The organism is Hymenobacter sp. IS2118 (assembly GCF_000715495.1).
GTDB lineage: Bacteria > Bacteroidota > Bacteroidia > Cytophagales > Hymenobacteraceae > Hymenobacter.
This window is the reverse complement of sequence record NZ_JNLX01000176.1, coordinates 1-19,643: the sequence shown is the minus strand read 5'-3', so window position 1 is coordinate 19,643 and position 19,643 is coordinate 1. Positions and strand designations below refer to the sequence as shown.

At 61.4% G+C, this 19,643-nt stretch carries 18 protein-coding genes; 9 read left to right on the top strand and 9 right to left on the bottom strand.

All coding sequences use genetic code 11. The features are described from left to right. From GM79_RS18525 to GM79_RS18515, 3 genes are all read right to left on the bottom strand, one after another. The coding region (locus GM79_RS18525; protein ID WP_035561561.1) for an IS4 family transposase at window positions 1-1,441 on the bottom strand (1,441 nt) is incomplete at its 3' end. A 128-nt stretch (window positions 1,442-1,569) separates the two neighbouring features. Continuing rightward, a complete protein-coding gene (gene sppA / locus GM79_RS18520) occupies window positions 1,570-3,333 on the bottom strand; it encodes a signal peptide peptidase SppA (protein WP_035566970.1) in 1,764 nt (587 codons plus the stop codon). Between the two features lie 250 nt (window positions 3,334-3,583). Continuing rightward, window positions 3,584-4,912, bottom strand: coding sequence for a replication-associated recombination protein A (locus GM79_RS18515; RefSeq protein WP_051719060.1), 1,329 nt, complete (start codon window positions 4,910-4,912; stop codon window positions 3,584-3,586). A gap of 114 nt (window positions 4,913-5,026) precedes the next feature. Here GM79_RS18515 and GM79_RS18510 point away from each other — a divergent pair, with 114 nt between their 5' ends. Continuing rightward, window positions 5,027-5,962 (top strand): DMT family transporter, encoded by a 936-nt coding sequence (locus GM79_RS18510; RefSeq protein ID WP_035566968.1) that lies wholly within the window; start codon window positions 5,027-5,029, stop codon window positions 5,960-5,962. Here the strand turns inward: GM79_RS18510 and rhuM are convergent. The 4 genes from rhuM to lpdA form a co-directional block, all read right to left on the bottom strand. Then, complete coding sequence (gene rhuM, locus GM79_RS18505) at window positions 5,959-6,945, bottom strand: virulence protein RhuM/Fic/DOC family protein (protein WP_035566967.1); 987 nt, start codon at window positions 6,943-6,945, stop codon at window positions 5,959-5,961. The two genes, GM79_RS18510 and rhuM, sit on opposite strands and share 4 nt — an antisense overlap. A gap of 103 nt (window positions 6,946-7,048) precedes the next feature. Continuing rightward, window positions 7,049-7,276 (bottom strand): amidohydrolase family protein, encoded by a 228-nt coding sequence (locus GM79_RS18500; protein WP_161787218.1) that lies wholly within the window; start codon window positions 7,274-7,276, stop codon window positions 7,049-7,051. Continuing rightward, window positions 7,233-8,348 carry an amidohydrolase family protein gene (locus GM79_RS18495; protein WP_035566965.1) on the bottom strand — a complete coding sequence of 372 codons (1,116 nt, stop codon included), beginning with the start codon at window positions 8,346-8,348 and terminating at the stop codon, window positions 7,233-7,235. The genes GM79_RS18500 and GM79_RS18495 overlap by 44 nt, the downstream gene beginning before the upstream one ends. A 116-nt stretch (window positions 8,349-8,464) precedes the next feature. Further along, on the bottom strand, window positions 8,465-9,859 hold the full coding sequence (gene lpdA / locus GM79_RS18490; RefSeq protein ID WP_035566964.1) for a dihydrolipoyl dehydrogenase: 1,395 nt from the start codon (window positions 9,857-9,859) through the stop codon (window positions 8,465-8,467). 222 nt (window positions 9,860-10,081) lie between these two features. Between lpdA and GM79_RS18485 the strand changes: the two genes are divergently transcribed. Further along, window positions 10,082-10,945, top strand: a complete 864-nt coding sequence (locus GM79_RS18485) for a tetratricopeptide repeat protein (protein WP_081867868.1) — start codon at window positions 10,082-10,084, stop codon at window positions 10,943-10,945. Window positions 10,946-11,046: 101 nt separating this feature from the next. Here the strand turns inward: GM79_RS18485 and GM79_RS18480 are convergent, their stop codons facing one another. Next, on the bottom strand, window positions 11,047-12,279 hold the full coding sequence (locus GM79_RS18480; protein ID WP_035566962.1) for a geranylgeranyl reductase family protein: 1,233 nt from the start codon (window positions 12,277-12,279) through the stop codon (window positions 11,047-11,049). Between the two features lie 211 nt (window positions 12,280-12,490). Here GM79_RS18480 and fabG point away from each other — a divergent pair, with 211 nt between their 5' ends. Continuing rightward, the gene (gene fabG, locus GM79_RS18475; protein ID WP_035566961.1) at window positions 12,491-13,240 is read left to right on the top strand and encodes a 3-oxoacyl-[acyl-carrier-protein] reductase; all 750 of its coding nucleotides are present in this window, start codon (window positions 12,491-12,493) and stop codon (window positions 13,238-13,240) included. A 30-nt stretch (window positions 13,241-13,270) separates the two neighbouring features. Here the strand turns inward: fabG and GM79_RS18470 are convergent, their stop codons facing one another. Continuing rightward, window positions 13,271-14,035 (bottom strand): hypothetical protein, encoded by a 765-nt coding sequence (locus tag GM79_RS18470; protein WP_035566960.1) that lies wholly within the window; start codon window positions 14,033-14,035, stop codon window positions 13,271-13,273. A gap of 72 nt (window positions 14,036-14,107) precedes the next feature. On the opposite strand from GM79_RS18470, the gene GM79_RS26280 reads away from it, so the two are divergent. The 6 genes from GM79_RS26280 to GM79_RS18445 form a co-directional block, all read left to right on the top strand. Continuing rightward, window positions 14,108-14,422, top strand: a complete 315-nt coding sequence (locus tag GM79_RS26280; protein WP_200875628.1) for a YiiX/YebB-like N1pC/P60 family cysteine hydrolase — start codon at window positions 14,108-14,110, stop codon at window positions 14,420-14,422. Beyond that, window positions 14,392-14,760: a YiiX/YebB-like N1pC/P60 family cysteine hydrolase gene (locus GM79_RS26275; RefSeq protein WP_200875627.1), complete on the top strand. Its 369-nt coding sequence runs from the start codon at window positions 14,392-14,394 to the stop codon at window positions 14,758-14,760. The genes GM79_RS26280 and GM79_RS26275 overlap by 31 nt, the downstream gene beginning before the upstream one ends. Before the next feature lie 66 nt (window positions 14,761-14,826). Beyond that, window positions 14,827-16,908: a VWA domain-containing protein gene (locus GM79_RS18460; protein WP_235184107.1), complete on the top strand. Its 2,082-nt coding sequence runs from the start codon at window positions 14,827-14,829 to the stop codon at window positions 16,906-16,908. Window positions 16,909-17,060: 152 nt separating this feature from the next. Next, window positions 17,061-17,735, top strand: coding sequence for an NAD-dependent epimerase/dehydratase family protein (locus GM79_RS18455; RefSeq protein ID WP_035566959.1), 675 nt, complete (start codon window positions 17,061-17,063; stop codon window positions 17,733-17,735). 32 nt (window positions 17,736-17,767) lie between these two features. Next, on the top strand, window positions 17,768-18,862 hold the full coding sequence (locus GM79_RS18450) for an MBL fold metallo-hydrolase (protein WP_035566973.1): 1,095 nt from the start codon (window positions 17,768-17,770) through the stop codon (window positions 18,860-18,862). A gap of 155 nt (window positions 18,863-19,017) precedes the next feature. After that, window positions 19,018-19,643 (top strand): pseudouridine synthase (locus GM79_RS18445; RefSeq protein ID WP_152560078.1); only part of this gene is annotated, 626 nt, incomplete at its 3' end.

Genomic DNA, 19,643 nt, shown 5'->3' with positions numbered 1-19,643 from the left:
GGACGCCTTCGACGAGTAAGCGCAGGCTCATCAGGCCGCGCCAGAGGGTTTGCCAGCCAGGTGGTCCGTCGCCTTTGCGGCCCAGGTGGCCGCCCAGGCCAGCCAAGGCATAATACACGTCGCGCACAGTCTGCACGGGTCGTGAACTGCGCAGCGTGAGGACCTGTAAAAAAGTCGCTTCCAGCCCCGCTGCCGTCGCCGGCAAGTCGGGTTGGAGGCGACTTTTTTCGCGCATATCCACTAGCGCCAATGCGACCACGCTGAGCAGGGCGACGGCGGCAAAAAGACGGTCAGCGGTTTGGAGCTGGAGCTTTTCGGCCCCCAGGCCCGTTTTCAGGGCTTTGTGAAAGTCCTCGATGAGCCAGCGGCTCACGTACTGCCGGGCGCAGGCGTGGGCCTGGGCAAAATCCGTGATGGGTTGGTCGCAGAGCAGCAGCCATTCCAGGGCGGGCGTGGCCGGGCCTGTGTCCCCGACTTGGGCGGCTTCCCAGACCCGTACCAGGGCGCAGGGAACCGGGTCCCCTTTGCCCGTCGCCGCGCCCGGTCGCTGGGGCGCACGCAGGGCCAGCGGGGGGCTGAAACTGACCTGGAGCAGCACTTCGCGGGCCGGCTGGCCCGGCCGGCCACGCAAGGCCAGGGTCAACTGGCCCGCCGAGGGCTGGGCCCGCGCCACGGCGAAGAGCCGCCCGGCGGGCGCTTTGTCGGCGCCGGCCACCAGGGCCCGGTCCTGGGCGGCGCGCACCACGAAGCCCAGGCCCTGGGCCCGGCACTGCTGCAGGTGCTCGTAGATGTCGGCCCCGCGGTCGGCCACCACCACCCAGCGCGCGTCCGGTGGCGGGCTGCCCACGTTGCGCAAGCTCCGGGACCAGAGCGCCGATTCGCGGACCCGGCCCTGGCGCAGGCGCGAGCCGCCGTGGAGATGGTCTTTTTCGGCCTCCGGCACCGGTTGACGGACGTGAAACTGCTGGTCCAACAGGCCCAGCAGCGGCAGGGCGGGCCGTTTGGCGGCCGGGTCGGGGTCCTGCACCGGCCAGCCGGCGGCCACCAACGAGTGCAGCAGTACGCCCTGGCTCGTGGCCTTGCCCGGCCCGACCGGCCCCAGGCCGGGCCGGCGCTCGTCGGCTTCGGGCCAGCTCAGTTCGCTCGTGTCTTCGACCAGCAGGTAGGTGCCCGGCTCCTGTAGCGCTTGGCGAACCACGGCCTGATGCGCCCCCTGCAGCGCCTCGGGCGTGGCCCTTGCACCGCCCAGCAAGCGATACGCCGCTTTACTGGCCCCCGCCTGGCCGGTCCCCAACTGCGGAATGGTGGCCCCCGGCTGCCGGGCCCAACCGGCGGCCAACTGCACCACCCGTCGGCTGCGGCGGGCATCGCCCAACACCGTGCCCCCAAAATGCGTCTGCGCCCACAGCTGCGGGTCGCAGAAATGCGTCGAAATACTCATCTCGCAAGCTACTAAGCCGGCCCCGCAAGAACCCACAAAAAAGCGCCGACCTGTTGGCCGGCGCTTTTCAAAGATGTGGGTAAGGACAAGACTGGTTGCAGTCCGGGCTTTCTTTTGCGGCAACGTTTCTATTTCACGTCCAGCTCGTAGGGCAGCTTGGCTTGCACGCCGCGCATGGTCATCAGCTGCTGGTATTGGGCGTAGGCCGGGTAGAGCGGGCCCAGCTCGGCTTTCATGGCCTTCGCTTTGGCCTCGGCATTGGCATCATCGCCCAGCATAGAAAGCAGGTTTTCGAGGCCCGATTTGCGGCGGGGCAGGGCCTGCACGCGGTAGTCATCGGCCTTGAGCTTGGCGCGGGAAGCGGCAATTTTCAGGGCGTCGTCGTAGTCGCCGAGCACGTCAATCAGACCGTTTTCTTTGGCTTCGAGGCCGCTCCAGACGCGGCCTGAGGCCAGGCGGCGCAGGCGCTCCACGGGCATGCGGCGGCCCAGGGCAGCTTTGGTGGTGAAGTCGGCGTAAATGTTGTCGACTTCGCCTTGCAAAGTGCGCTTTTCAAAATCAGTGAGGGCGCGGGTAATGGTGGGCAGGTCGGAGAATTTGCCGGTCATCACCCGGTCCACGGTGATGCCGAGCTTGTCGGCCAGCAGGGGCTGAATGTTGGGCAGCACGCCAAACACCCCAATGGAGCCGGTGATGGTGTTGGGGTGGGCCACGATGGTATCGCAGGCCATGGCGATGTAGTAGCCGCCCGAAGCCGCCACGTCCGACATGGACGCAATGATGGGCTTCACCTTTTTGGTGAGGATTACCTCGCGGTAAATAATATCGGAAGCCAGCGACGAGCCGCCGGGCGAGTTGATACGCAGCACCACGGCCTTCACCTTCTTGTCGAGCCGGGCTTTGCGGATGGCTTCGGCAAACTTCTCGCTGCCGATGTTGTCGTCGCTGCCCTTGCCCGTCACGATGTCGCCCTCGGCGTAAATCACGGCAATGCGGTTGCTGCTCGTGTTGCCGTCGCCATCTTCGTCCTGCTCGCTGTAGTCGCTCAGGCTCACCACGCTCACTTTTTCGTCGCTATTCAGGCCCAGCTTGCCGCGCATGTAGTTCTGCACCTGGTCGAAATACCCGAGCTTGGTCACCATTTTCAGGCGCAAAGCATCGGGGGCGTTGTGCACCAGCATCGAGTCGGAAATAACCTTGAGGCGGGCGGGGTCGATGCCGCGCGAGGCCGCCACCTGCCCAATCATGTGGCCGTTGATGGAGTTCAGGAACGACACGGTTTGAAAGCGGGCCGAATCGGAAAAGCTTTCGCGAAAAAACGGCTCCACGGCGCTTTTAAACGAGCCTACGCGGAAGATATAGGGCTCAATACCAGCCTTTTCGAACAACCGCTTGTAGAAAAGCACTTCGGTGCTCAGGCCATTGAATTCGAGCGAGCCCTGCGGGTGCAGGTAAATCTGATTGGCTACCGAAGAAAGATAGAAGCTCTTTTCGGAGCACACTTCGTGGTAGGCCACCACGAATTTGCCCGACTTTTTGAAGTCCAGCAGTGCATCGCGCACCTCCTCCAGCGAGGCCATGCCGCCCTGCACAATGTCCAGGTTTAGCAGTATGCCCTTGATATCACCGTCGTTTTTGGCGCGGCCAATGGCCTCCTTCAGCCCTACCAGGCCCGTCGAAGTACTGCTGTTAAAGCTGAACCGGCCGTCGCGCCCACGCTCCGAAAGCGGCTCGTTGAGCTTGAGCTCCAGCACCGAATTGGAAGCTATTTCCTTACGCTCGCCAGCACTTTTCGCGGCCCCAATAATGCCAACCAGCAGTAGAAAACCCAGAAAGCTAAACGCCACCAGCCCAACAAGCGTGGCCAGTACGTACTTAAAAAATTGACCCATAGGACCACAGATTTAACTGATTTTAACGGATGAAACGGATTTTTTGTGGTTCGGCGCACACCCGGATTTAGCCGGGCAATGCGTTTTATCAACCAGTCGGCAAGTTACACTTACATCATCCTTCGCAGCACTTGCAGCACGCATATCGTTTGTTTCGTTTAGCTGCCGCCGCTGCTACAGGGCAGACAAAACAGGTTTTGGAACCACAAAAAACCCGTTTCATCCGTTAAAATCTGTTAAATCTGTGGTCCTAGTAGCCGTATTTCTCGCCCCACCAGCCGCGCAGGCGCTCCTGAATCTTCTGCTCGCTGGCATTGTGGCCGGGCTCGTAGAAGCGCTTGCCGCTGAGCGCATCCGGCAGAAACTCCTGCGCCTCGAAGTTGCCCTCGCCGTTGTGCGAGTAGGCGTATTCCTTTCCGTAGCCCAGCTGCTTGAGCAGGCGCGTGGGAGCGTTGCGCAGCCCCACCGGCACGGGGTACACGCCGTTGGCCTTCACTTCGGCCTGCGCCGCCCGAATGGCTAGGTAGGAAGCGTTGCTTTTGGGTGAGGTGGCGAGGTACACCACGGTCTGGGCCAGTATCAGGTCCGACTCCGGCAGGCCGATAACGGTGCAGGCCTGGAAGCAGCTGGTGGCCAGCATCAGGGCGTTGGGGTTGGCATTGCCGATGTCTTCCGAGGCCAGAATGAGCATGCGGCGGGCGATAAATTTCACGTCCTCACCGCCTTCGAGCATCACGGCCAGGTAGTAGAGCGCGGCGTTGGGGTCAGAGCCGCGCATGCTCTTGATGAAGGCCGAAATGACGTCGTAGTGCATCTCACCGCCCTTGTCGTAGCGCGCCATGGGGCGCTGGGCCACCTGCTGCACCACGGCATCGGTTACGGTCACCAGGCCCTTCTTGTCGGGCGGCGTGCTTTGGACGACTATTTCCAGGAGGTTGAGCAGCTTGCGAGCGTCACCGCCGCTCAGGGCCAAAAGGGCGTGGTCTTCTTTCAAGCTGACCTTTTTCTGCTTGAGTGCCTCGTCTTCCGTCAGTGCTTTTTGCACCAGCCCGCGCAGGGTATCGGCGCCAAGCGCCTCCAGCACATATACCTGGCAGCGCGAAAGCAACGCGGGAATGACCTCAAACGAAGGGTTTTCAGTGGTGGCCCCAATCAAAGTCACAGTACCGTTTTCCACCGCGCCCAGCAGCGCATCCTGCTGCGCCTTGCTGAAGCGGTGAATTTCATCAATAAAGAGCACCGTGCCGCGCTGCCGCCGGGCTTTGTCAATAACGTCGCGCACGTCCTTCACGCCGGCATTAATGGCGCTGAGAGCCGAAAAAGGCTGTTTTAGCTCGCTGGCCAGCAAGTGGGCCAGGGTGGTTTTTCCTACGCCGGGCGGGCCCCACAAAATGAGGCTGGGCAGCCGGCCGGCGTTGAGGTAGCGGCGCAGCACGCCGGTTTCGCCCACCAGGTGCTGCTGGCCGGCGTAGTCGGCCAGGCGGCGGGGGCGCTGGCGCTCGGCCAGTGGGGCATCGGGGCCGGGGCTGGGCAGCGGGACGAAAGCGGCGGGTTCGTCGTCGGGAAAGAGAGAAGACATGCGGAAGGTGCGCGACCTTTGTAGCGCGTGCGGCCAGAACGATTACCGGCAAACCGGGTTCTGGCACCGCGAGGAGGCGAACCACAAAGGTCGCCTTACTGCTTGCTTTAATCTATGTCCAATCAATTCCGCGTGCATGCGGCCCTATTCTTCGTCGCCGTCATTTACGCGGCCAACTATTCGCTTTCCAAGGACGTGATGCCAGTTTACCTGAGTCCGTTCGGTATTGTAACGTTGCGGGTGCTGGGCGCGGCGAGCTTTTTCGCCATCGTGAAATATTTCGTAGCCCGGCAAGATAAAATTATCGGCCGGGCCGACAACCTGCGGTCTATTCTCTGCGGCGTTTGCGGCATCGGGGTCAATCAGCTGCTCTTTTTCTCGGGCCTGAATCTGACCTCGCCCATCAGCGCCTCGCTGCTGCAAACCATCGCGCCCATTGTGGTGGTCATTGCCTCGGCCGTTCTCTTGAGCGAAAAAATTACGTTGCCGCGGGTGCTGGGCATCGCCGTGGGCGCGGCGGGCGCAGCCTCACTCATTCTCAGCCGCGACGCGCAGGCCGCCGTGTACCCGCACGCCACGCTGGGCAACATTTTCATCCTGCTCAACGCCACCGTTTTCGGCCTTTACTTGGTACTGGTGCAGCCGCTGATGCGCAAGTATCACGCCTTCACGGTATTGGCGCGTATTTTTCTGGTAGGGGTCATTATTGCGGTACCGTTTGGCTGGCGCGATGCCCTGCACGCCAACTACGCCAGCTTCCCGCTCAAAATATGGCTGGAAGTGGGCTACATGGTGGTTTTCCTCACTATTCTGGCCTACCTGCTCAACAACTGGGCGCTGAAATACGCCTCCCCTGCCCTGCTGGGCGTGTACATCTACCTGCAGCCGGTGCTGGCCGTGCTCATCGCCGTGGCCCTGGGCAAAGACCATTTCAGCTGGGGCAAGGCCGGGCAGGCGGCGCTCATCTTCCTGGGCGTGTGGCTGGTGAGCCAGAAGCCGAGGGCCGTTGCTGCCGAACCCGGCGTGCCGCTCGTGCCGGTGCAGGATTAATTATCTTGGTTAATCAAATTCACCACCAACGTCACCATTGTGGCCTTGTCCTCCGGCTTGCTTTCGGCGATGAGCAGCGTGAGGGCCACCAGCGCGTTATCGGCCAGCCGACGGGTGCCGTCCGGGTGGTACAGGCACTTGTTGCGGTCGAGAAACCACACGAACAAGAAAGCGGCAATGCGCTTATTCCCATCGGAAAACGAGTGGTTTTTCACTACGAAATACAGCAGATTCGCGGCCTTTTCCTCCACGCTCGGGTACAGGTCTTCGCCGTCGAAGCTCTGGTAAATAGTCCGCACCGAGCTTTGAAAAGAGGCGTCTTTCTCCCGCCCGAACAACGCGCTGCCGCCGAACTGCGTGCGCAGGCTGTCCACGGCTTCCAGCCCGGCCTCGTAGGTCAGCTCAAACGGTTCGTCGGTGGCCGTGCCGCGCACCCGCAGGCGCTGGTGGTCGTACTGGTCGAGTACGTCGAGGGCGCGGGCGTAGTCGCCGAGTACGCGCAGCAGCGCGGCCGACTGGTCGGTGGTCAGCTCCTGGTTGGTGGCTACTTCGCCCTGGAGCTGCACCAGCCGCTTGAGGTCCTGGAGCTGACGGGCGCTTTCGCGCAGGCGCTTCTCATTCAGGGCGTAGCCTTGCACGAGATACTGGCGCAGGACACCGGTGGCCCACTGCCGGAAGTGTGTACCGCGCAGGGATTTCACCCGGTAGCCCACGGAAATGATGACGTCCAGATTGTAAAACCTGGTTCGATATTGCTTACCATCAGCGGCAGTTAGTAAGGATTCCTTACCAACTGAAATTTCATCTAATTCACCCTCTTTAAATACGTTGCGCAAATGCATCGTGATGTTAGGTCGGGACACGGCAAAAAGCTCCGCCATCTGCGCTTGCGACAGCCACACAGTTTCGTGCTCCAGTTGCACTTCCAGCTGTGTTTGCCCATCGGGCGCCTGGTAGAGCAGAATACTTTCGACAGGGTTCATGGCAATTGGGGGTTAGCAGCAGAATACAGACGTAATACTTGCCCCGGTAAGGAAGCCCGGTGTCATAGCAAGACTTATTATTCCCGTTTCCGACGCGGCTAAATCAGGGGCGCTTCGGGGGCAGCAGCTGTGCCTTGGGCAGCCAGCGTCCGGCCAGCACCACGCCGTTCACCCGGCGAACATTGGCGATATCTTCCAATGGATTAGCATCGAGCAACATCAGGTCGGCCGTTTTGCCCGGCTCGATGGTACCGAGCTGGTTTTGCACGCCCAGCCAGGCGGTGGCATTATACGTTGCCGCCCGCAGGGCCTCGTAGGGGCTCAACCCCATTCCCACCAGCGAAGCCAGCTCTTCGCTCATGCTGAAGCCCGGCACCACGAATGGCGTCGCCGCCACTCACCAGAAATTGCACCCCCGCTTCGTGCATAATGCGAAAGGCCTGGCGGTAAGCTTTAAGCGAAGCCATAAGCTGGGCGTGCGACGCCGTCGGAACTCCGCCCGGCAGCAGCTGCTGGCTTTCGGTCGCCAGCCAGGCCAGCCATTCCTCGCGCACACTGGCAGCCACGTAGGTCAGCCCCGGCAGCTGTTGCAGGCGTTCCGGGGCGTATTCCAGCCAGGCTACCTGGTACCAGAACAGGTCGGGGCAGGTGTAGATGCCGCCGGCCGCCATTTGCCGCGCCTGTTGCCGGAACTGCACCGAATCGAGTTGGTACGCCTGCACAAACGCCTCAATGTGCTCAATGGAAGTCATGCGGGCTGCCAGGGCCCCGGCCAGGCCGCTGCGGGGCGCGTGCCCGGCCACTTTCAGCCCTATCTGCCGCGCATCGGCCAGCAGCGAGTCGTACTGCGGGACGGTCAGGCCGCCCAGGTACTTGGCAAAATCGTAGCCGCTGGCCTTGTATTGGGCCAATAGCTGCTGCCCTTTGCGGGCCGAGTAGCTTCTGTCGCGCGCGAATACGGGCGAGCCCAAGTACAGGCGCGGGGCCAGGGCGGCGATGCGGCGCAAGCTGTCGCGCCAGCGCAGGTGTTCCGGCGCCCCGCGCATCGTGCGCAGGCCTGTTACGCCGCTGGCCAGGTTGAGGCGAAAGTAGGAATCGAGGGAATGCTGCGTGCCTTCGGCTCCCGGCAAGTGCGCGTGCATGTCAATCAGGCCCGGCATCAGGTACTTATCCTTGCCATCGACCACCACGGCACCCCGTGGAATTTTGACTTTGCCAGCGGCTCCCAGGGCCACGATGCGGCCCTTTTCGATGCGTACCGTTTGCTGACGCAGCACCTCGTTCTGATTCATCGTCAGCACGTTGGTGTTGGTTATTACCAGGGGCGGCGTGGTTTGGGCGTGGCTGGCCGCGCTTCGCCCCAGTAGAATTAGGGCAAGCCCAATAATGAATACGATTCTCATTGTCAAGAAGCAGGATTGAAGTGAAAGGAGCGTGACTCGGCTCGCTGAACGGGCCATTACGCAACAAGGCCCGACTGTAGCAGCCGGACCTTGTTGCTTCTTGAAAAACTGAAATACTACAGGTGAATTACCTCGCCATACGCGGCGGCGGCGGCTTCCATAATGGCTTCCGACATGGTGGGGTGCGGGTGCACCGACTTGATGATTTCGTGGCCGGTGGTTTCCAGCTTGCGGGCCACTACTACTTCGGCTATCATCTCGGTCACGTTCGCGCCTATCATGTGGGCGCCGAGCCACTCGCCGTATTTCTTGTCGAAGATGACTTTCACGAAGCCGTCTTTCACGCCGGCGGCGCTGGCTTTGCCCGAGGCCGAGAAGGGGAATTTGCCCACCAGCACGTCATAGCCTTTGGCTTTGGCTTCGGCTTCGGTGTAGCCCACGCTGGCAATTTCGGGCGAGGCGTAGGTGCAGCCGGGGATGTTCTGGTAGTTGAGCGGCTCGGGGTGGTGGCCGGCAATTTTCTCGACGCAGATAATGCCTTCGGCCGAGGCCACGTGGGCCAGCGCGGGACCGGGCACGATGTCGCCGATGGCATAAATGCCGGGCACGTTGGTCTGGTAGAAATCATCGACCACCAAGCGGCCGCGCTCTACTTTAATACCCAACTCTTCGATACCAATGTTCTCCAGGTTGGTGGTCACGCCCACGGCGCTCAGCACCACATCGCACTCAATTACCTGCTCGCCTTTGGCGGTTTTCACGGTCACTTTGCAGCCTTCGCCGGCGGTATCCACCGAGGTTACTTCGGCGTTGGTGAGCACGTTCACACCAATTTTGCGGAACGACTTCTCCATCTGGCGCGAGATTTCCTCGTCCTCCACGGGCACAATGCGGGGCAGAAACTCCACCACCGTCACTTCCGAGCCCATGGTGCGGTAGAAGTAGGCAAACTCGACGCCGATAGCGCCCGAGCCCACCACCACGAGGCGCTTGGGCAGCTGCTCCATGGTCATGGCCTTGCGGTAGCCGATGATTTTCACGTTATCAACCGGCATCGTGGGCAGTTCGCGCGAGCGGGCCCCGGTGGCCAGAATGATGGATTTGGCCTCCACCGTTTCCTTGCTGCCGTCGGCTTTGGTCACCTCCACTTTGCCGGGGGCCAGCACTTTACCGGTGCCCATCACGGTTTCAATCTTGTTCTTTTTGAACAGGAAGTTGATGCCCTTGCTCATGCCGTCGGCTACGCCGCGGCTACGGCCAATTACGGCCCCAAAGTCGTAGCTCACGCCTTCGGCCTTCAGGCCGTAGTCGGCGGCGTGGTTGAGGTACTCAAACACCTGGGCGCTTTTCAGCAAGGCTTTGGTGGGGATGCAGCCCCAGTTCAGGCAGATGCCGCCCAGCGACTCGCGCTCGATAACGCCCACTTTCAGGCCCAATTGTGACGCCCGAATGGCGGCGACATACCCGCCGGGGCCACTGCCGACCACGACCAAATCAAATTGCAATGCCATAGAATTCTCCGAAAGAAAAAAGTACACCGGGCCCGCCTGGGGGACCCACCCATTGTGGGGCAAAGATAACCGACCCTCCGCACCGCGCCGCTATTTTTGCCAGGACCGCGCCACCTGCTTTCGAACTTAGGACATCCGTTACTCCCACAGCCAATCCTGTAATGTTGCCGTATAAGCCCCTGGCTACGGCAAAACCTGTCAGTCCCCCATACCCTCCCTTTTATGAAACTACGTTTCCGCACCCCTTTGGCCGCGCTTGCCCTATTGGGTTTTTTCACCGGCTGCGCCAGTACCGCCTCCGAAAAAGAGAAGCCCACCACCATGAGCCAGCCCATGGCGGCGCCCACGGCCCCGACCCCGGCCGGCAGCCCCGAACCCACGCCGCCGCCCACCGTTACGGGGGCTCCAGTTGACGCGCCGCTGGCGGGAACGGCAGGCAGCGCACCGGTTGCTGCGGCCGCCGCACCAGTAGTAGTGGCCCCGACTGCAGCCGTTGCCTCGGCCGAGCGGGCCCGGGAGAAACGAATGACCACGGCCGAGTACCGCACCATGCTGGCCACGGCCGAAGCGGCGGTGAAGGCCAACCCCAAAAGTAGCGCGGCCCTGCTCCAGCGCGCCAAAGCCAAAAGCTACCTCAAGCAATACAGCGAGGCCATGCCCGATTACACGGCGGCCCTGCGCTACGAGCGCACCAACCCCGATATCTACTACAACCGGGGCGTGAACGAGTTGATGACGAAGCAGTACAAAGCCGCTACCTATGATTTTGCGGCTGCGCTCAAATTCCGGCCCGACGACAAGGAATCCTACTTCGGGCGCGGCGTGGCCAAAATGCAGATGTACCAGTACAAATCGGCAGTGGGCGACTTCACCAAGGCCATTGAGCTCGATTCAGATTACGCCGACGCCTGGGAATACCGGGGCATCTGCTACGCCTCATTCGGGAAGCTGGTCGATGCCCGCCGCGATTTGGAGCGCGCTACCCAGCTCAACCCCGACGCCGCCAAGAGCCTGCGCAAGTACGTGGGCAACGAAGGCAAAACACCTGTTAAGGCGCCGGCCGCCAAAGCCGCGCCCCGCCGCTAGCATCCCGACTGTCAATACCCTGACCAAACCCTCATGCCAAGCATGAGGGTTTTTTATTGCAACTTGAAACGCTGGCAGCAAGGGCCACTTTCTGCCCCAGTTCACTTGCTGCCAAACAGCAGCTTAAAGTAGAAGCTCGGTTGGCGCAGCCGTTCGCGCAGGTCCAAATCCATGAACATGGCGGATAGCGTTTCGGCCAGCGTGGGGTTGTTGATGGCGCGATTGGCCACGATGTTGAACAGACTGGGGAAATTGAGCAGCCGCTGCATTACGCGGCTCAGGCGCAGCTCCTGCCAGAGCCGGTTGTACACGGCTTTATCGTAGTTTTTGAGAAAATCAGGGCCGAAATCGGCCTTGGCAACGGCCTCAGCGGCCCAGATGGCGGCGTGCCGGCCGCTCACCATGGCGTGCGAAATGCCTTCGCCACTAAAAGGGTCGATGAGCGAGCCCGCATCGCCGAGCAGCAGATAGTTGGCCCCCGAAAGCGACCGGCGCTTGGAACCCAGCGGCAGCCCAAAACCACGCACCGGCCCCAGCCGCTGGGCCTGGGCAAAGCGCGGAGCCAGCGTGGGGTGCGTGGTCAGAATCTCGTCGAGGCGCTGGCGCAGGTTGATTTTTTTGGCCGCTACGGTTTTGGAAAGCATCCCCACGCCCACGTTGGCCTGGCCGTTGGGCAGCGGAAATACCCAGAGGTAACCGGGCAAAAAGTCTTTGATGAAGTGCAGCTCGATGAAATTATCGGGGCTGAGGCCGGTCACGCCCTCGTAATAGGTGCGCAGGCCGGCGCAGTGGTGGTCGGGCTCGAGGGCGTGGCCGGCCACTTTGCGGGCAAATTCCGACTGCGCGCCGTTGGCCACCAGCAGGATGCGGCAGCTGGCGATTTCGTTGCCGGCCTTATCGAGCAGCTGCCAGCCGGTGGCGGTGCGCTCGGTGCGGGCCACGTCCACGTTTTCGCGGAAGTCAATTTCGGGCCGCTGCCGTACTTCTTCCACCAGGAAATTATCGAAATCGATGCGTTTGGCGACGTGGCCGGCAGCGCGGTCGGTGGCTTTGTCGAACTTGGGCTTGAAGGGAATGGCAAGCCGGCGGCCGTTGGGTGCGAAAAAATCGATGCCCCAGCTCGGCACCTGCATGGGCGCGGCGGCCAACCGCCCGGTCAGCGTCTCGTCGATGCGCTTCAACTCGCTCAGCACCTTACCGCTGAGGGCGTCGCCGCACACTTTATCGCGCGGAAACGCGGCGCGGTCGAGCAGTAAACAGGAGTGGCCGGCGTTGGCCAGGTGCAGGGCGGCCGTGGCCCCGCCGGGCCCCGCGCCCAGAATGCAGATGTCCATTTTTCGTAAGCTGTTAGCCGTTAGCCATTAGCTGTTAGCTTCTCGCTAGCGCTGCTTTTTGGCCCTGCAAGCTACCTCCAAAAGCTAACAGCAGACGGCCAACCGCAAACAGTTTCTTACCAAGAAACGCCTTCAAAACGCACCAGCTGATGGCCAAAAGCTACTAGCCAAAGGCTATTAGCTAACAGCTAAGATGCGCTACCTTCGCCCCATGACCAACACACTCACCGGAAAAGTGGCCCTCGTAACGGGCGCTTCCAAAGGAATTGGCCGCGCCATCGCGGCGCATTTTGCCCAGCTCGGCGCCGATGTCGCCTTCACCTATTTATCGTCGGTGGAGAAGGGCCAGGCCCTGGAAACTGAGCTTGCCGCCCACGGCACCAAAGCCAAAGGCTACCGCTCCGACGCCTCAGATTACGCCCAGGCCGAAAAGCTGATTGAGGACGTCATCGCCGATTTCGGCAAGCTCGACATCCTCGTCAACAACGCCGGCATTACGCAGGACGGCCTGCTCATGCGCATGAGCGAAGCGCAGTGGGACAACGTAATGAACGTTAATCTCAAGTCGGTATTTAATCTCACCAAAGCCGCCACCAAGCCCATGATGCGCGCCAAGGCCGGCAGCATCATCAACATGACCAGCGTGGTGGGCATCAAGGGCAACGCCGGGCAGGCCAACTACGCCGCCAGCAAGGCCGGCATCATCGGCTTCACCAAGTCGGTGGCCCTGGAGCTGGGCTCGCGCAACATCCGTTGCAACGCCATCGCGCCCGGCTTCATCGAAACCGAAATGACCGACGCCCTCGACCCCAAGCAGGTAGACGAGTGGCGCAAAGCCATTCCGCTCCGGCGCGGCGGCACGCCCGAAGACGTGGCCAAAGCCACCGCGTTTCTGGCCTCGGATGACTCTAGCTACATCAGTGGCCAAGTGCTGCAAGTGGATGGCGGGATGCTGACCTAAATTTGATAGAAGCTGATAGACCGAGCCAACCTATAACGGTTGTTCCAACTGCTGTATCACAGAAATCAGCTCCACATCAATGTGTGGATAGGATTCCGATGGTGTGGTCTGCTTTAACTTATCAAGCACCGCAGGACTTCTCAACCACATCAGGAATAATTTCCCTTGATGAGGCATAACCTCATATCCGGGCAGGACCTGTTTCTTCAGCACCTCTTCTTCAAATCCACAAACGAAGTCAGCTAATCGACGGCTAGCATGCTGATTGTCGGTTGTTGTCCAGAACTGCAACAGTTGGTTGAAATCTGGATAGACATTAGCAATGGCAGGAAAACAATTATCAAAATAGGCATTGATAGCATCCGAAGGTTCCAGCAAAAGCTTTTGCCAAAATGCTATTAAGAACCGATGCACCACCCCCTGCTCATTCTTTGGCCAACTTTTATAATTGCCATAGTTGAGCTTATCTAAGGTCACCCATTCATCCAAACCATTCATGTCGTTTGGTAGCTCTGCAAGCAGCTCAAATATGCGGGGCAAAAAATGCTTGAAGTCCTGGACATCTCCCCAAGTCGTCATCGCTCTAAAAGAGTAATTCTCGAGGTCATCAATCGAAAGTCCGCGGAGAGGCTTTGAAGCTACAAGTTGATTCCACGGAGCAAGTTGGTCCTGAAAGTATGGGCTGATATTCATCTCCGGATTGGATGGATACTTTGCAAACGCTCTGTACAACTGTTCGGTCGCTTCGTGCAGCCCCGTATTACAAGTATCCCGCTGGCTACTGATTTGTGTCATGTGAGTAATAAGCTGATTTCTGACATGAAACATAAGATGTAAACCGTAATGAACCACCGGCTCCTACTCCCCTTGCTCCTCTTCGCCGGCTTCGCCATAGCCGCCTACCCGCGCCTGCACCGCAAGCTGCTCCGCGACCAGAGCCACCGCGCCGCCGAAGCTGCCACCGCCCAAATCGTGCCCCAGCTCCGCGATGGCGACCTGATTTTTCACACCTCACAATCGGCCCAGAGCCGGGCCATTCAGCTGGCCACGCACTCGGCCTGGAGCCACTGCGGCATCGTGTATAAGCAGGGTGAAAACTGGCAGGTATTCGAAGCCGTGCAGCCAGTGAAGCTTAGCCGCTGGCCGACTGGGTGGCGCGGGGCCAGGGCGGCCACTTCGTAACCAAGCGCCTGCGCGACGCCGACGCCGTGCTCACGCCCGCCGCGCTGGCTCGGTTGAAAACGGCCGGAAAGCCGATGCTGGGCCATAATTATGACCTGTATTTCGGCTGGTCCGATGACCGGATTTATTGCTCCGAGCTTATCTGGAAAGTGTATGAGCGGGGAATCGGCCGGAAGCTTGGAAAACTCCAGCATCTGCGCGATTTCGACCTGAGCCAACCCGCCGTGCAGGCCAAGCTGCGCGAGCGCTACGGCCGGAAGCTGCCGCTGAAGGAAACCGTGATTTCGCCGGTCAGCATCTTTAATAGCCCCGAACTGGTTACGGTGCTGAGTCGTTGAACTGGCGGCGGGCTGCAAACTTGGGCGCTTCTGCCGACCTTTAGCCTGATTCTATCCGATTTTCTTTTGCTGACCACTCAATATTCTTCCTGGTTTATTCTGCTCTGCCTGGCCGTGGGCACGGGCTACGCGGCGTTGCAGTACTCGGCCCGGGCGCCGTGGGGCAAAAACCTGAACTACGCGCTGGCCGCCCTGCGCTTCGCCGTGGTCAGCTTTCTGTGCTACCTGCTGCTGGCACCGTTCATCAAAAGCACCACCACGCGCACCGACCAGCCCACCATTGTGCTGGCGGTTGATAACTCGCAATCGGTCGCCCTCTTCACCCCCAAACCGGTGCTGAGCCAGGCCACCACTGGCCTCGCCCGTCTCGCCGAAACCCTGCGCGGCAAGGGCTTCACCGTCGAAACCCGTACGCTCACGACCTCGCCGGGCCGCCCGACTCCGCTCGATTCGCTGCGCTTTGGCGCCGCCGCCACCGATATCGACCAACTGCTGGCGGGTGCCCGCGACGCTTACAACGGCCGCAACCTGGCCGGCGTGGTGCTGCTGAGCGACGGCCTACCCAACCAGGGCCGCAGCCCCGACAATGCCGACTACAACTTCCCCATCTACGCCGTGGCAGTGGGCGACACGGTGCCCAAGCGCGACCTGCGCCTCACCGGCCTCACCTACAACCGGGTGGCTTTCAGCGGCAATAAATTTCCGGTGGAAGCAGAGCTGGGTTTTGAAGGCTACGCAGGCGGCACGGCCACGGTGGAGCTGCGCGAGGGCAGCCGGGTGCTCGACAGCCGCCGCGTGGCGCTGCCCGCCGGCCGCCGCCGGACCAAAGCCAGCTTCCAGATTACGGCGCCCGCGCCCGGCAAGCGGCGCTACGAGGTGCGCGTGCTGCCCCAGCCCGGCGAATTCACCGAGCTGAATAACGCCCGCACGACCTTCGTCGAAATTGTGAAGGGCAAGCTGCGCGTGCTGCTGGCCGGCGCCGCGCCCCACCCCGACCTGAAAGCCCTGCGGGCCGCTATTCTGGCCAACGACAATTTCGACCTGACCCTGGCCGTGCCCGGTGTGGCTCCGCTCCGCCCAGGGTCCGATTTCGACGTGGCCATACTGCATCAGCTGCCGGCCCAGGGCGGACTGGGCAATGATATACTAGCCCAGGTGAAAGCCCGGCGCACACCGGCACTCTACATCATCGGGGCACAGTCGGACCTGGCGGCTTATAACCAATTGGGAACGGGCCTTACCATTCAGGCCCGCGGTGCCCAAACCGATGAGGTGACGCCGCTGCCCAACCCCGGTTTCGCCCGCTTTGCCACCGACGAGGAAACGGCCCGCCGCTACGCCGCCTACCCGCCCAGCCCCGTACCTTTCGGCGACTACCGCCTGGGACCGGGGGCCGAGGCCGCGCTGTGGCAGCAGGTGGGGCGGCTGGCCACGCAAAAGCCGCTGCTGGTTTTTGGCGGGCCGGCCGAGCGGCGCCAGGGCACGCTGCTCACCGATGGCAGTTGGCAGTGGCGCCTGACGGAGGCCGTGGAGCACGACGACAAGCCCGAAGCCTACGACCGGCTGATAATCCGCACGCTCCAGCTTCTCACCCAAAACGCCAACAAGAAGCGCCTCGACGTGTACCCCACGCAGGAAAGCTTCGGCACCCAGGACGATGTGACGCTGGGCGCCGAAACCTACAACGCCGTGTTTGAGCGCCTCTATAATCAGACCATCGACCTCACCCTCACCGACGAGCAAAAGCGCGTGCGGCGCTTCAGCCTGGCCAACCCCGAGGACGGGTCGCCGCTGCGGCTGGGGCCGTTGCCGGAGGGCCTCTACCGCTACCAGGCCCGCGCCACCCTCGGCGGCCAGCCCCAGCAGGACGCGGGCGAACTGCTAGTGCAGTCGCAGCCTTTAGAGGCGCTGGAATCGCGGGCCAACCACAATTTATTGGCGCAGCTGGCCCGCCGGAGCGGCGCGCAGCTGTACTATCCGGCGCAGCTTGATAAGCTGGCGGAGGATATTTTGAAGGCCAACTACAAGCCCGTTATTACGGCCGAAGAAGACCTGAAAGACCTGATAAATCTGAAGTGGCTTTTCTTCGTGATTTTTGCTTTCCTGACGGTGGAATGGGCCGCACGAAAGTATTCCGGGAGTATTTAGACGAGGCCTGCGGACGGATTTGCTTGCCGTGACCGGTCCAGATAATTCACCTCGCGCAGCTTGCCGGCATAATTTAAAAGGAGCGCGCTTAAAGTAGCGACGCCGCTAGTGCGTCATCAGCTGGGCACGGCCTCATTTAGGCGGGCCATTCTATGAAAATCAAAGTCATAATTACCGGGGCCACCGGCATGGTGGGCGAGGGCGTGCTGCTCGAATGCCTGCGCGACCCCGGCGTGGAAGCCGTACTTCTGCTCAACCGCAAGCCCGGTGGCTACGCGCACCCCAAGCTGCGGGAGGTACTGGCCGCCGATTTTCAGCAGCTGGCCGCGCTGGAATCCGAGCTCACAGGCTACAACGCCTGCTTCTATTGCGCCGGGGTTTCGTCCCTGGGAATAAGCCAGGCCGATTACGAGCGCATCACCTACGACACGACTTTGGCGGTAGCTGAAACCTTGTTGCGCCTCAACCCTGAGCTAAAATTCTGCTACGTGACCGGCGCGGGCACCGATGGCAGCGAGCACGGCCGCAGCCACTGGGCCCGCACCAAAGGCCGCACTGAAAACGCCTTGCTCCGCCTGCCTTTTTCGGCCGCCTACATGTTCCGGCCGGGGTTTATGCGGGCTACGCCCGGCCAGCGCAATATTCTCAGCCTGTACAAGTACGTTGCCTGGCTGTACCCGCTGGCCCGGCGGCTGGCCCCCAACTACGTTTCCACGATGGCCGAAGTGGGCCGGGCCATGCTTGAAGCGGTGCGAACGGGCTATCCCAAACCGGTGCTGGAAGTGCGTGACATCGTGGCCCTGGCCCACGGCAAAGTTGCCGCGTAAGTAGCATGAGCAAAACCTCAAAATCCTTTTTTATGGCATCCGGCAGCATTATTGGCGTCGTGTTCATCGCGGCCGTGGCCTTCACCGGCCTCAGTCCGCAGTTTGGCGGCAAGCCCAGCAAGGCCGAGGTGGCGGTTTACGAGAAGTCCGGGCATTATCAGGACGGGGAGTTTGTGAACCTCGTGCCCACGGTGCTTTCCACGGACGGCAGCTTCGTGTCCATGATGTGGAAGTTTATTTTCCAAAAAGACCCGCACGCCACGCCAGCCGGCCCGCTCCCGATGCTGCCGCTCGACTCGCTCACCATCACCCAAAAAACGCCCGAAAAAGTGCGCGTTACCTGGTTTGGGCACTCGGCCAGCCTGGTGGAAATCGCCGGCAAAAACATCCTACTCGACCCCATGCTGAGCATGGAGATGGGCCCGGTAAGCTGGGCCACGCCCAACCGCTACAACCCTCGCCTGCCCATCGCCCCCGACCAGCTGCCACCCATTGATGCGGTGCTGATTTCGCACGACCACTACGACCACCTCGACTACGAAACCATTCGGCGCATCAAGGGCAAGGTGGCGCGCTTTTACGTGCCGCTGGGCATTGGGCCGCACCTGCGGGCCTGGGGCGTGGCCCCGGAGCGCATCACGGAAATGAACTGGGGCGACGAAGCACAGGTTGACGGCCTCACACTGGTGTGCACGCCCAGCCGCCACTTTTCGGGGCGCGGGCTCACCAATCGCAACTCGACGCTGTGGAGCTCCTGGGTGCTGAAATCGGCCACAAAACGCGTGTTCTACAGCGGCGATGGCGGCTACGGGCCGCATTTCAGCAGCATTGGCACCACCTATGGCCCCTTCGACCTGACCCTGATGGAATGCGGCCAGTACGACGCGCAATGGGCCCAGATTCACATGCTGCCCGAACAAAGCGTGCAGGCTGCCCGCGACCTGCGCAGCCAGCTTATGCTGCCCGTACACTGGGCCGCTTTCACCGAAGCCAAGCACGCCTGGAACGACCCTATCCGCCGCGCCACCGCCGAAGCCGCCCGATTGGGCCAGCCCATCACCACGCCCCGCCTCGGCGAAACCGTAACTTTGGGCACGGCGCTGCCAAGTTCCCGCTGGTGGGAGTAGCGGCCCGGAACATTTATAGAAAGCTGTCATCAGAACAACACAAAAGAATCGTCGTGCTGAGCTTGCCGAAGCATCATTATCGTGCAACTAATCGATTTTAGTATTGCGGTAGAGCTGCTTCGGCAAGCTCAGCATGACGGTCACTGGAAAAAAATATGCGCTACCTCCTCCTTAACAAGCCCTACGAAGTCCTCACCCAATTTACCGATGAGCACGGCCGCGCCACGCTCAAGGATTTCGTGGCCGTGCCCGGCATTTACCCGGTGGGCCGGCTCGATTTCGACAGCGAGGGCCTGCTCCTGCTCACCGACGACAAGGCCCTACAGCACCGCCTGAGTGACCCAAAATTCAAGGTTCCGAAAACCTACTGGGCCCAGGTGGAAGGCCTGGTTTCGGAAGAAGCCCTGCTGAAGCTACGCCGCGGCGTACAGATTAAGGACGGCCTTACCGCGCCCGCGCAGGCTGTGGCAATGCCCGAACCGACTGGGCTGTGGGAACGCAGCACGCCCATCCGCTTCCGGGCCAGCATTCCCACCAGCTGGCTCGCCATCACCATTTCGCAGGGCATGAACCGGCAGGTGCGCAAGATGTGCGCAGCGGTGGGCCTGCCCTGCCTGCGCCTCATCCGCGCCAGCATCGACGAGCTGGCGCTGGACGAGCTGGCCCCCGGCCAGTGGCGCGAGCTCACGCCCGCCGAGTCGGGCAAGCTCAAAGCCAAGTTCTCGGCCACCAAAAACCCGGCAAACCGGAAAGTGGCGGTGAAACCTGTTGCCGGCGCACC

Excerpts from the sequence above, each read along its gene's own strand:
- sppA (WP_035566970.1), bottom strand. The coding sequence starts at position 3,333 with ATGGGTCAATTTTTTAAGTACGTACTGGCCACGCTTGTTGGGCTGGTG.
- GM79_RS18515 (WP_051719060.1), bottom strand. The coding sequence starts at position 4,912 with ATGTCTTCTCTCTTTCCCGACGACGAACCCGCCGCTTTCGTCCCGCTG.
- GM79_RS18510 (WP_035566968.1), top strand. The coding sequence starts at position 5,027 with ATGTCCAATCAATTCCGCGTGCATGCGGCCCTATTCTTCGTCGCCGTC.
- rhuM (WP_035566967.1), bottom strand. The coding sequence starts at position 6,945 with ATGAACCCTGTCGAAAGTATTCTGCTCTACCAGGCGCCCGATGGGCAA.
- GM79_RS18500 (WP_161787218.1), bottom strand. The coding sequence starts at position 7,276 with ATGGGGTTGAGCCCCTACGAGGCCCTGCGGGCGGCAACGTATAATGCC.
- GM79_RS18495 (WP_035566965.1), bottom strand. The coding sequence starts at position 8,348 with ATGAGAATCGTATTCATTATTGGGCTTGCCCTAATTCTACTGGGGCGA.
- lpdA (WP_035566964.1), bottom strand. The coding sequence starts at position 9,859 with ATGGCATTGCAATTTGATTTGGTCGTGGTCGGCAGTGGCCCCGGCGGG.
- GM79_RS18485 (WP_081867868.1), top strand. The coding sequence starts at position 10,082 with ATGAAACTACGTTTCCGCACCCCTTTGGCCGCGCTTGCCCTATTGGGT.
- GM79_RS18480 (WP_035566962.1), bottom strand. The coding sequence starts at position 12,279 with ATGGACATCTGCATTCTGGGCGCGGGGCCCGGCGGGGCCACGGCCGCC.
- fabG (WP_035566961.1), top strand. The coding sequence starts at position 12,491 with ATGACCAACACACTCACCGGAAAAGTGGCCCTCGTAACGGGCGCTTCC.
- GM79_RS18470 (WP_035566960.1), bottom strand. The coding sequence starts at position 14,035 with ATGACACAAATCAGTAGCCAGCGGGATACTTGTAATACGGGGCTGCAC.
- GM79_RS18455 (WP_035566959.1), top strand. The coding sequence starts at position 17,061 with ATGAAAATCAAAGTCATAATTACCGGGGCCACCGGCATGGTGGGCGAG.
- GM79_RS18450 (WP_035566973.1), top strand. The coding sequence starts at position 17,768 with ATGGCATCCGGCAGCATTATTGGCGTCGTGTTCATCGCGGCCGTGGCC.